We start from the raw sequence: 11,960 nt of genomic DNA on the forward strand, positions 1-11,960 counted from the left end.
TTCACGTTGCATCGGGCCAGTTCATGACGAAGCAGCCTGAATGATGCAGTGTATAGTCACCTACAGCGGAGTGTGGTTACACCATGATGGACAGCTTACGCACGGCTGCAAACAGTCTCGTGCTCAAGATTATTTTCGGAATCATTATCGTGTCGTTCATTCTGACCGGCGTGAGTGGTTACCTGATTGGCGGAGGCAACAACTACGCCGCTAAAGTGAATGACCAGGAAATCAGCCGTGGGCAGTTTGAGAATGCGTTCAACAGCGAACGTAATCGCATGCAGCAGCAGTTGGGCGATCAGTATTCTGAGCTCGCGGCGAACGAAGGTTACATGAAAACGCTGCGCCAGCAGACGCTCAATCGTTTGATTGATGAAGCGCTGCTTGACCAGTATGCCCGCGAACTCAAACTGAGTATCAGCGACGAACAGGTGAAACAGGCCATTCTCTCCACGCCAGCATTCCAGGTGGACGGCAAGTTTGATAACAACCGCTACAACGCGATTGTGAATCAGATGGGGATGACCGCTGACCAGTATGCGCAGGCGCTACGTAATCAACTGACCACTCAGCAACTCATCAGCGGCGTCGCAGGCACCGATTTCATGCTCAAAGGCGAGACCGATGAACTGGCGGCGCTGGTCTCTCAGCAGCGTATCGTCCGTGAAGCCACGATTGACGTTAACGCGCTTGCTGCAAAGCAGTCGGTGACGGACCAGGAAGTGGCCAGCTATTATGAGCAGAACAAAAATAGCTTCATGACCCCGGAACAGTTCCGCGTCAGCTACATCAAGCTGGATGCGGCGTCGATGCAAAAGCCGGTGAGTGATGAAGATATTCAGTCTTATTACGATCAGCACCAGGATCAGTTCACGCAGGTTCAGCGTAACCGTTACAGCATCATCCAGACCAAAACGGAAGATGAAGCGAAAGCGGTGCTGGACGCGCTGAACAAAGGCGGTGACTTTGCTGCTCTGGCGAAAGAAAAATCTGCCGATATCATCTCTGCCCGCAACGGCGGCGATATGGGCTGGCTGGAAGAAGCCACCACCCCGGATGAACTGAAAAATGCTGGACTGAAAGAGAAAGGTCAGCTTTCTGGCGTCATTAAATCCTCTGTTGGCTTCCTGGTCGTACGTCTGGACGACATTCAGCCGGCAATTGTGAAGCCGCTGAACGACGTTCGCGATGATATCGCCGCGAAAGTGAAACAGGAAAAAGCGCTGGATGCTTACTTTGCCTTACAGCAGAAAGTGAGCGACGCGGCGAACAATGACACGGAATCTCTGGCCGGTGCCGAACAGGCGGCTGGCGCGAAAGCGGTACAAACTGGCTGGTTCAGCCACGACAACCTGCCGGAAGAGCTGAATTTCAAACCGGTATCTGACGCCATTTTTGATGGTGCTCTGTTGGGGGAAAACGGTGCGCCGGGCAGAAACTCCGATATCATCACCGTGGATGGTGACCGCGCGTTTGTCCTGCGTATCAGTGAGCACAAAGCAGAAGCCGTGAAGCCGCTGTCTGAAGTGAAAGATCAGGTTACAGCGCTGGTTAAGCACAACAAAGCAGAGCAGCAGGCAAAACTGGATGCGGAAAAACTGTTGGTTGAGCTGAAGGCCGGTAAAGGCGCTGAAGCAATGAAAGCCGCAGGTCTGAGCTTTGGCGAGTCTAAAACGCTGAGTCGTACGGGTCAGGATCCGGTTAGCCAGGCGGCGTTTGGTCTGAGCCTGCCGGCGAAGGACAAGCCGAGTTATGGCGTTGCCAACGATATGCAGGGCAATGTGGTTCTGTTGGCGCTGGACGACGTGAAAGCGGGTTCGATGCCGGAAGAGCAGAAGAAAGCGATGGTTCAGGGGATCACTCAGAACAATGCGCAGATTGTCTTTGAAGCGCTGATGAGTAACCTGCGCAAAGCGGCGAAAATTAAAATCGGCGATGCAATGGATCAGCAGCCGTAATCGTCGAGGCTTCTCGCAAATCATTGCACAACCGTTGCAACTCCTGAAGGCCGCTTTCGCGGCCTTTTCCATTTCTGAAATTTGCCATTTGTTCGTTGGGTTTCGCCTCGCTATCGTGATTCCACTGTTAACAAACAAGGAGAAAACAGTATGAAACATGGAATCAAAGCGCTACTTATCACTCTTTCATTTGCCTGCGCGGGTATGACGCAAAGCTCGCTGGCGGCGACATCGACAGCGGCTGCGAAAAGCACGGTGGTGGAGACTAACGGGCAAGCACCGGCCGCAGGGCAAAACAAAGCCGCTGTTCCGGCGAAAGCCGGCGTCGAGGAGGGCACCAGAGTTAGTATTAATACCGCGTCGGCAGAGGAGCTGGCACGGGCGATGAATGGCGTTGGTCTGAAGAAAGCGCAGGCGATAGTCAGCTACCGTGAGGAATACGGCCCGTTTAAAACGGTGGAGGATCTCAAGCAGGTGCCGGGAATGGGAAATTCGCTGGTAGAACGTAATCTGTCAATTTTAACACTTTAATAACTTGCGCAGTGGCAAAAATTTGCCAGGATAAGAGAGGTCATACCAGTTATGGCCTCTCTACTCATGTCTTTCAAGCTGCAGATGTGTTGGCTACGTTCGTTCGCGAGTCACTTACTTTAGTAAGCTCATCGGGACTCACTGACTTGCCGCCTTTCTGCAACTGGAAATTCATAGAGTACATTCTTATAAAAAAACGTAAGGTTTCTGCGCTATGCAAACACAGATTAAAGTTCGTGGTTATCATCTTGATGTCTATCAGCACGTGAATAATGCCCGCTATCTTGAGTTCCTGGAGGAAGCGCGCTGGGATGGCCTGGAGAGCAGCGATAGCTTTCAATGGATGACTGCCCACAATATCGCCTTCGTGGTGGTCAATATTAATATCAACTATCGTCGCCCGGCGGTGCTGAGTGACCTGCTGACCGTCACCAGCCAGGTACAACAGCTAAACGGGAAAAGCGGTATTTTGAGTCAGGTGATTACGCTGGAGCCTGAAGGGCAGGTGGTGGCCGATGCGCTCATTACGTTCGTCTGTATCGATCTGAAATCGCAAAAAGCGCTGCCGCTGGAAGGGGAGTTACGCGAAAAACTGGAACAGATGGTGAAGTAACGTCTTATTGCCTGATGGCACAGCGCTTATCAGGCCGACATGTTCATCGCGTGTTGCGAGTAGGCCGGATAAGGTGCCAGCACCGCCATCCGGCGAAACCCACACCTACTTCAGCCCGGTTTTTTGCTTCATTGCGGCCATCACGGCCGGTATATCCGCCAGATAATGATTCAGGCCATTTGCGCGCAGATTACAGGCCGCACAGTGGCCGCAACCGTCACCCTTAATGCCGTTGTAGCAGGTCAGCGTTTGTTCACGCACCAGAGACAGCTTGCCCCAATAGTCTGCCAGCGCCCAGGTTTCAGCCTTATCAAGCCACATCAGCGGCGTTTCAAAGCGGATATCCTTCGCCATCCCCAGTTTGATCGCATGATTCAGCGCTTCGACAAAATCATTACGGCAGTCAGGGTAACCAGAAAAGTCGGTCTCGCAGACGCCGGTAATCACCGCTTCCGCTTTCACCTGATAAGCATAAATCGCCGCCAGAGTCAGAAACAGAATATTGCGTCCAGGGACAAAGGTGTTCGGGATCCCATCGGCATCCGGTTCGTAATCCGGAACCGGGATGTTGTCACGGGTCAGACTGCTGACGGCCAGTTCACTCAGCAGCGTCACATCCAGTACTTTGTGCGCACGCGCGCCCAGGTTCAGAGCCAGATCACGTGCAACATCAATCTCTGCGCGATGGCGTTGACCATAATCAAAGGTCACGCAATGCACTTCATCATACTGATGCAGCGCCTGCACCAGACAGGTGGTGGAGTCCTGGCCTCCACTGAATACTACGACGGCACGTTTCATGGTTTGTCCTGATCATTCACAAAAACGTTATGGTAGCGCCAGAGTTGCGCGTCGACCAGCTTCTTCACGATGCCGGTGGCGGCAGCCAGGCTTCAGTGAACTCAAACCAGCCGCGCGGGTTCAGGCGCACTCCGTTCACGCCCGGCGGCGCGCTGATGCGATAGTGATAGTTAAACAGCGGCGTCAGCGTGGCGTCATTCATCAGGCTGGCGAAAACTTGTTGTAGTGCGGCAAAACGATGTTCCTCTTCTGGTCTGTTTTGCAACGCATCCAGCGTGGCCTGAAGATGTGAGAACGTCGATGCATCAAGCACGTGCGGCCAGAGCGAATCGCAACGCAACCACTGTTCGAGAGTATATTCGGGCGCTTCGCCAATCAGTCGGTCTCCCATCATCAGATCCGCTTCGGCAAGCTGTTGGCAGCCATCCCAGGTTTTCGCGTTATGAAAAATCAGCGTCAGTTCGCAACCGAGGGTTGCCAGCGTATGGCGCAGACGTTCTGCCATGGTATGCAGTTCCACCGGCAGGTGATAAACCAGCGTCATTTTTTTCGGCAGTTCAACCTCCTCCAGCCCTTCCCACTGCGGGATGGCCCAACCAGGCAACAGTTCATTACAGGGCGTAATCAGGTTTTCCCTCACATCCAGCGTTTGCAGCAGCGAAGAACGATGGATGAGGCTTACCAGCCGACGAGCCTGTAGTGGCGTCAGACGAGGGCTCTTTTTCAGCGTGAGATAGCAAAAACCGAGGCTGATGCCGGTGCTCACCGGGCTTACCGTGGCGAGCTCTTCGGGTTTGCCAATGGTTATCTGCACCGGATGGCGACAGCTGGTACCCAGATCCTGCGCAAAAAGCTGGGGGGTTATCCAGTACTCAATGGCTTTCAACAACGGATGTGCGAGATGGTAATGGTCGTGGCTTTCCAGACGTACCAGCTCAGGCGTGAATAGCGTCAGGCGAAAAGGACCTGTTCCAATGATGGGGTGCTCTGGATGCGCCAGCAGGCTGCCGTAGCTTGCCAGCCGATGCGCCAGCCAGAAATCTGGGCGGTGCAGGATAAACGTCAGACACTGAGGATGCGTCACCTCAATATGCTTTACGCTGATAAACAGCCGGTTCAACGCCGGGAGTTCGCGTAACATCAGCAGCCGCTGATGCAATTGTGCGGTCTCTACCGCGTCGCCATTGTGCCAGAACAGCGTCGAGCGAATATAGAAGTCCCAGCGCAAGCCATCGGCGGAGATATCCCAGTGGTGGGCTAAATCCCCGCAGGGAAGCTGCGTCTGGCTGTCAAAGCGCGTCAGACCGGAGAAAATCTGCCCCGCCAGATGCTGCTCGGCACGCCCTGGAAGAAAACCGGGATGTAGCGGATCAAGCTGGCGGTAATAGGGAATACGCAGCGTTGGCGTATCGTTTTGCCATTGACCGCCCATAAAGGGCTGCAGCATCGCCCGCAGTTCACCGGGCGCCAGTTGCGCCAGTTCCAGTACGCTAAGCTGTTGGCCCTTTTCCAGCGCCTGTTCCATCATCGCGGTGCGCAATGATTCCGGGGTCACCAGAAATCGCAGGTGTCCGCGCTTTCCGCGTCCGGACTGCGCTTCCCAGATCAGCCAGCCAGACTCCTGCGCCTGGCGTAACAACGTGCGGACGTGCCGCTCGCTACAGAAGCAGCGTTCAGCCAGTTCTCCGACGGTCACGTTCTGCGGTTCGCCGTTAGACGGCTGCCAGAGTCGCTGGTATTGATTAAGCCGATTGAGAAGTCGCATATAAACCCGGAACAATTCCTTTTATCTATTCACTATTACTTCCGTATATATCAGGTGATACTCAATCACAAGTTAATCCGTCACAGAGTGGAGAAAGAGATGGCACGCCTGGCTGCATTTGATATGGATGGCACCCTGCTGATGCCGAATCACCTTTTGGGTGATGAAACGCTTTCGACTCTGGCGCGTTTACGCGAACGCGATATTACCCTGACGTTTGCCACCGGGCGTCATGTGCTGGAAATGCGCCATATTCTCGGCACCTTTTCACTCGATGCTTTTCTGATTACCGGTAACGGGACGCGCATCCACTCGCTGGAAGGCGAGGTACTGCATCGTCAGGATCTGGATCCAGCGGTTGCGGAGATAGTCTTGCATCAGCGCTGGGACACGCGGGCGAGCATGCATGTCTTTAACGATAATGGCTGGTTTACCGGACAAGAGATCCCCGAGATGCTACATGCTCACGTTTACAGCGGATTTCGCTATCAGATTGTGGATGTCGCGCGCATCCCGGCTGATCGGGTGACCAAAGTCTGCTTCTGTGGCGATCACGACGATCTGACGCGGTTGAAAATTCAGCTTGAAGAGGTGTTAGGCGCGCGAGCCCATCTTTGCTTCTCGGCGGTCGATTGCCTGGAAGTGCTGCCGGTAGGCTGTAACAAAGGTTCTGCGCTGGAGGTACTGAGCGGACATCTGGGCCTGTCGCTGGCCGAATGTATGGCGTTTGGCGACGCCATGAACGATCGCGAAATGCTCGGTAGCGTCGGCCGTGGCCTGATCATGGGCAATGCCATGCCGCAACTTATTGCTGAACTTCCCCATTTACCGGTGATTGGTCATTGTCGCAATCAGGCGGTATCACACTTTTTGACACATTGGCTGGACTATCCAAATCTACCTTATTCCCCCGAATGAGAGACCCTACCAGCACCGGGCTTTTGCCCGGTTTTTTTTATTTGATTTAATTCACATTCAACAACCGGGCCAGCTCCGCTTTCCACGCCGTGAGATCGCCAATATGGGCGCTCACCCATTCGGCATGGTAGTAGGTGTCCAGATAGCGCTCGCCGCTGTCGCACAGCAGCGTCACCAGCGAACCGGTTTGCCCGGCTTCACGCATACGGGCGGCGAGTTGCAGCATGCCCCACATGTTGGTGCCCGTTGAGGCCCCCACTTTGCGGCCCAGTTGCGTTTCCAGCCAGTGCGCGGTCGCCACGCTGGCGGCATCAGGTACGCGCAGCATCTCATCGACCACGTCGGCAATGAATGACGGTTCAACGCGCGGACGCCCAATCCCCTCAATTTTACTGCCGACAGGGCTGCGCAGCGTGGCGTCACGCGACTGCCAGAAAGGCAGGAAAACCGAGTTTTCCGGGTCCACCACCATCAGTTGCGTATCGTAACCCTGGCAGCGAATGTAGCGACCAATGGTTGCAGAGGTCCCGCCGGTTCCGGCGCTCATGACAATGTGTTTCGGGACGGGATGCGGCTCGCACTGCATCTGGCGGAAGATGCTGTCGGCGATATTGTTATTACCCCGCCAGTCGGTGGCGCGTTCGGCATAGGTGAACTGATCCATATAATGACCATTCAACTCGCGCGCCAGCTGTTCTGAGGCGGCATAAATCTCGCAGGCGCTGTCCACGAAATGGCAACGACCGCCGTAAAATTCAATCTGTTCGATTTTCCGTTTTGCCGTGCAGGCGGGCATGACGGCAATAAACGGCAGTCCCAGCAGGCGGGCAAAATAGGCTTCGGACACGGCCGTTGACCCAGAAGAGGATTCGATAATGGTTGTGCCTTCTTTAATCCAGCCGTTGCACAGCCCATAGAGGAACAGCGAACGCGCCAGCCGGTGCTTCAGGCTACCGGTCGGGTGGGTGCTTTCATCTTTCAGATAGAGTTGGATACCCGGAAATGCGGGTAACGGCAGGCGGATGAGATGTGTGTCAGCCGAGCGCTGATAATCCGCGTTAATCTCATTGATGGCATTTTTTACCCAGGTGCTGTTCATCATTAATATCCATTTGTCATTTTGTGCCAAGAGTAACGAAAAGCACGGAAAAAATTGTTGCCATTTAGCCTTTAAAATAGAATAGAAGGAGAAAATTCTTCTCTGAGGTGTCGGTATGCTAGATAAAATTGACCGTAAGCTGCTCTCCTTGTTGCAGCAGGACTGCACCCTCTCTTTGCAGGCGCTGGCGGATGCCGTTAATCTGACCACCACCCCCTGCTGGAAGCGCCTCAAACGGCTGGAGGATGATGGCATTCTGGTTGGCAAAGTCGCGCTGCTGGACCCGGAGAAACTGGGCCTGGGGTTAACGGCCTTTGTGCTCATCAAAACCCAGCATCACAGCAGTGACTGGTATTGCCGCTTCGTGACGGTGGTCAGTGAGATGCCGGAGGTGCTGGGCTTCTGGCGTATGGCTGGGGAGTACGACTACCTGATGCGGGTTCAGGTTGCCGACATGAAGCGCTATGACGACTTCTACAAACGTCTGGTAAACAGCGTTCCCGGTCTGTCGGACGTCACATCGAGCTTTGCCATGGAACAGATTAAATACACAACTGCGCTGCCAATCGAATAATTCTCCCGGCACGATTTGCCGGAAAATCAGGTCAGGACATATTACGTGCGATTATTTGCTCAATTAAGCTGGTACTTTCGCCGGGAGTGGCGTCGCTACCTCGGGGCGGTTGCCTTGCTTATCATCATCGCTATTTTGCAACTCATTCCGCCAAAAGTCGTCGGTATTGTGGTGGATGGCGTGTCCACGCAACACTTTACGCCGCAACAGATAATGATGTGGATTGGCACCATCGCTCTGATTGCCGTCGTGGTCTATCTGCTGCGCTACGTCTGGCGCGTGCTGCTGTTTGGCGCCTCTTACCAACTGGCGGTAGAGTTGCGCGAAGATTACTACCGCCAGCTCAGTCGTCAGCATCCTGAATTTTATCTGCGCCACCGCACCGGTGATTTAATGGCCCGCGCCACCAATGACGTCGACCGCGTGGTCTTTGCCGCAGGGGAAGGGGTTTTAACGCTGGTGGATTCGCTGGTGATGGGCTGCGCGGTGCTGATCGTGATGTCCACGCAGATCAGCTGGCAGCTCACGCTGTTTGCACTGCTGCCGATGCCGGTGATGGCGCTGATGATCAAGCGCTACGGCGATCGTCTGCATGACCGTTTCAGATTAGCGCAGGCGGCATTCTCCAGTCTCAACGATCGTACTCAGGAGAGCCTGACCAGCATTCGCATGATCAAAGCGTTTGGTCTGGAGGATCGGCAGTCCGCGCTGTTTGCCGCTGACGCGGAAGATACGGGGAAGAAAAATATGCGCGTGGCGCGCATCGACGCCCGCTTTGACCCGACGATTTATATCGCTATCGGGACGGCGAACCTGCTGGCTATCGGCGGCGGCAGTTGGATGGTGGTGCAAGGTTCGCTGACGCTGGGACAGTTGACCAGTTTTATGATGTACCTCGGGTTGATGATTTGGCCGATGCTGGCGCTGGCGTGGATGTTTAACATCGTGGAGCGCGGCAGTGCGGCTTACGGTCGTATTCGCGCGATGCTGGCCGAAGCGCCGGTGGTGGACGATGGTAGCGAACCGGTGCCGGAAGGGCGGGGGGAACTGGCGGTGGCGATCCGTGAGTTTAGCTACCCGCAAACCACACATCCGACGCTGGAAAACGTCAATTTTCGACTTGAAGCCGGACAGATGCTGGGTATCTGCGGGCCAACCGGCGCGGGTAAAAGTACCGTGTTGTCGTTGATTCAGCGCCATTTCGATATCACCCAGGGGGAGATCCGCTTTCATGATATCCCCCTGTCACGCCTGCAACTGGACAGCTGGCGCAGCCGGCTGGCGGTAGTCAGTCAAACGCCATTTCTGTTTTCGGATACCGTGGCCAACAACATTGCGCTGGGCTGCCCCAGCGCCACGCAGCAGGATATTGAACACGTGGCGCGCTTAGCCAGCGTGCATGAGGATATTCTCCGCCTGCCGCAGGGATACGACACCGAAGTTGGCGAGCGCGGCGTGATGCTCTCCGGCGGGCAGAAACAGCGTATCTCCATCGCGCGGGCGCTGCTGTTGAATGCCGAAATCCTGATCCTGGATGACGCACTGTCGGCGGTGGACGGGCGAACGGAGCACCAGATCCTGCACAATCTGCGCCAGTGGGGAGAAGGGCGAACGGTGATCATCAGCGCGCATCGCCTTTCGGCGCTGACCGAAGCGAGCGAAATTATCGTGATGCAGCATGGGCATATCGCTCAGCGCGGCGATCACGACGCGCTGGTGCAGCAGACGGGCTGGTATCGCGATATGTACCGCTATCAGCAACTGGAAGCGGCGCTCGATGATGTGCCGGAAAAAGACGAGGAGGCGGCAAATGCGTAGTTTTGGGCAGTTATGGCCGACCCTCAAACGCCTGCTGGCCTATGGTTCTGTGTGGCGAAAACCGTTAGGTATTGCGGTGATTATGCTGTGGGTCGCGGCGGCAGCGGAAGTCAGCGGTCCGCTGCTGATCAGCTACTTTATCGACAATATGGTGGCAAAAAATAACCTGCCGCTGGGGATGGTGGTCGGGCTGATTGCCGCCTATCTTGGGCTGCAGGTTCTCGCTGCCAGTCTGCACTATGCTCAGTCGCTGCTGTTTAACCGCGCGGCGGTCGGTGTGGTGCAGCAATTGCGTACCGACGTGATGGATGCCGCGCTGCGCCAGCCGTTGAGTGAATTTGACATTCAGCCCGTCGGGCAGCTTATTTCTCGCGTGACGAACGATACCGAAGTGATCCGCGATTTGTATGTCACGGTGGTGGCGACGGTTCTGCGCAGCGCAGCGCTGATTGGCGCGATGCTGGTGGCGATGTTCAGTCTCGACTGGCGCATGGCGCTGGTGGCAATTCTTATCTTCCCGGCGGTGCTGGTGGTGATGATTATCTATCAGCGTTACAGCACGCCGATTGTCCGCCGCGTGCGGGCTTATCTCGCCGATATTAACGACGGCTTCAACGAAGTCATCAACGGTATGAGCGTGATCCAGCAGTTTCGCCAGCAGGCGCGATTTGGTGAACGCATGGGAGAAGCCAGCCGCTCACATTATCTGGCGCGCATGCAGACGCTGCGTTTAGACGGTTTTTTATTGCGGCCTCTGCTGAGCCTGTTTTCCGCGCTCATTCTCTGTGGCCTGTTGATGCTGTTCAGTTTTACGTCGGCCGGGACAATTGAAGTCGGGGTGCTCTACGCCTTTATCAGTTACCTGGGACGCCTGAATGAACCGCTGATCGAACTGACCACTCAACAGTCGATGCTGCAACAGGCGGTGGTAGCAGGGGAGCGCGTGTTTGAACTTATGGACGGGCCGCGCCAGCGTTACGGGCAGGACTCGCGTCCGCTGGCGTCCGGGCAGATTGACGTCGAGGATGTGTCGTTTGCCTATCGCGACGATAATCTGGTGCTGCAAAATGTCAGCCTTTCCGTGCCGTCCCGCAGTTTTGTCGCGCTGGTGGGGCATACCGGCAGCGGTAAAAGTACTCTCGCCAGCCTATTGATGGGCTATTACCCGCTGAGTCAGGGGGAAATTCGCCTTGATGGGCGTCCATTACGTTCGCTGAGCCACAGCGCACTGCGTCAGAGTGTAGCAATGGTGCAGCAGGATCCGGTGGTGATGGCGGATTCCTTCCTGGCGAACGTGACGCTGGGGCGAGATATCTCCGAAGAGCAGGTGTGGCAGGCGCTGGAGACGGTGCAACTGGCGGAACTGGCGCGCGGGATGAGTGAAGGTATTCATACGCAACTTGGTGAGCAGGGGAATAATCTCTCTGTCGGGCAGAAACAACTGCTGGCGCTGGCGCGAGTGCTGGTGGCAACGCCGCAGATCCTGATCCTCGACGAAGCGACCGCCAGCATCGATTCGGGCACCGAGCAGGCCATTCAGCACGCGCTGGCGGCCGTGCGTGAACACACTACGCTGGTGGTGATTGCGCACCGGCTGTCGACCATTGTGGAGGCAGACACCATTCTGGTGCTTCATCGTGGACAGGCCGTAGAACGCGGTACCCATCAACAGCTGCTTGCGGCGCAGGGGCGCTACTGGCAGATGTATCAGCTCCAGCTTGCCGGCGAAGAGCTGGCGGCAAGCGTGCGTGAGGAATCGCTTCCCGCCTGATGCACCGGCGTTGCCGGGCCGCTTCGGCGGTGGTGCAAAAATGTAACGCATCATGCACTGTCATGGTGCGTTTTTCTTTTCCCGCTCCATTTCCCTTTCTGAATCGCCCGCC

At 55.6% G+C, this 11,960-nt stretch carries 10 protein-coding genes and 1 pseudogene; 8 read left to right on the forward strand and 3 right to left on the reverse strand.

The window, feature by feature from the left end:
• The first annotated feature begins 83 nt into the window (after window positions 1-83).
• From ppiD to ACERJC_RS01000, 4 genes and pseudogenes are all read left to right on the forward strand, one after another.
• The gene (gene ppiD / locus ACERJC_RS00985; RefSeq protein WP_373670835.1) at window positions 84-1,958 is read left to right on the forward strand and encodes a peptidylprolyl isomerase; all 1,875 of its coding nucleotides are present in this window, start codon (window positions 84-86) and stop codon (window positions 1,956-1,958) included.
• Window positions 1,959-2,108: 150 nt separating this feature from the next.
• Entirely contained in the window at window positions 2,109-2,489 is a 381-nt protein-coding gene (locus ACERJC_RS00990; RefSeq protein WP_373670836.1) for a helix-hairpin-helix domain-containing protein, read from the forward strand.
• Window positions 2,490-2,703: 214 nt separating this feature from the next.
• Window positions 2,704-3,102 carry a long-chain acyl-CoA thioesterase FadM gene (gene fadM, locus ACERJC_RS00995; protein ID WP_043001576.1) on the forward strand — a complete coding sequence of 133 codons (399 nt, stop codon included), beginning with the start codon at window positions 2,704-2,706 and terminating at the stop codon, window positions 3,100-3,102.
• Window positions 3,103-3,106: 4 nt separating this feature from the next.
• Window positions 3,107-3,268: pseudogene (locus ACERJC_RS01000) on the forward strand (hypothetical protein); the annotation flags it as partial.
• On the opposite strand, the gene queC reads toward ACERJC_RS01000, so the two are convergent.
• Together queC and ACERJC_RS01010 are read right to left on the reverse strand one after the other, a co-directional pair.
• Window positions 3,208-3,903 carry a 7-cyano-7-deazaguanine synthase QueC gene (queC, locus tag ACERJC_RS01005; protein WP_373670837.1) on the reverse strand — a complete coding sequence of 232 codons (696 nt, stop codon included), beginning with the start codon at window positions 3,901-3,903 and terminating at the stop codon, window positions 3,208-3,210. The pseudogene ACERJC_RS01000 and the gene queC sit on opposite strands and share 61 nt — an antisense overlap.
• A gap of 64 nt (window positions 3,904-3,967) precedes the next feature.
• Window positions 3,968-5,668, reverse strand: a complete 1,701-nt coding sequence (locus ACERJC_RS01010) for an SgrR family transcriptional regulator (RefSeq protein ID WP_373670838.1) — start codon at window positions 5,666-5,668, stop codon at window positions 3,968-3,970.
• A gap of 99 nt (window positions 5,669-5,767) precedes the next feature.
• Between ACERJC_RS01010 and cof the strand changes: the two genes are divergently transcribed.
• A complete protein-coding gene (gene cof, locus ACERJC_RS01015; RefSeq protein WP_152405640.1) occupies window positions 5,768-6,586 on the forward strand; it encodes an HMP-PP phosphatase in 819 nt (272 codons plus the stop codon).
• 46 nt (window positions 6,587-6,632) lie between these two features.
• Here cof and ACERJC_RS01020 read toward each other — a convergent pair whose 3' ends face one another.
• A complete protein-coding gene (locus tag ACERJC_RS01020; protein ID WP_373670839.1) occupies window positions 6,633-7,688 on the reverse strand; it encodes a PLP-dependent cysteine synthase family protein in 1,056 nt (351 codons plus the stop codon).
• Between the two features lie 112 nt (window positions 7,689-7,800).
• On the opposite strand from ACERJC_RS01020, the gene decR reads away from it, so the two are divergent.
• Genes decR through ACERJC_RS01035 form a run of 3 tightly spaced genes read left to right on the forward strand, consistent with a single transcriptional unit; the run spans window position 7,801 to window position 11,848 of the window.
• Window positions 7,801-8,259, forward strand: coding sequence for a DNA-binding transcriptional regulator DecR (decR, locus tag ACERJC_RS01025; protein WP_046476416.1), 459 nt, complete (start codon window positions 7,801-7,803; stop codon window positions 8,257-8,259).
• A gap of 45 nt (window positions 8,260-8,304) precedes the next feature.
• Entirely contained in the window at window positions 8,305-10,077 is a 1,773-nt protein-coding gene (locus ACERJC_RS01030) for a SmdA family multidrug ABC transporter permease/ATP-binding protein (protein WP_373670840.1), read from the forward strand.
• Entirely contained in the window at window positions 10,070-11,848 is a 1,779-nt protein-coding gene (locus ACERJC_RS01035; protein WP_152405637.1) for a SmdB family multidrug efflux ABC transporter permease/ATP-binding protein, read from the forward strand. Before ACERJC_RS01030 ends, ACERJC_RS01035 begins: the two co-directional genes overlap by 8 nt.
• Window positions 11,849-11,960: the final 112 nt, after the last annotated feature.

The organism is Citrobacter telavivensis, from assembly GCF_041807075.1.
Lineage (GTDB): Bacteria > Pseudomonadota > Gammaproteobacteria > Enterobacterales > Enterobacteriaceae > Citrobacter_A > Citrobacter_A telavivensis.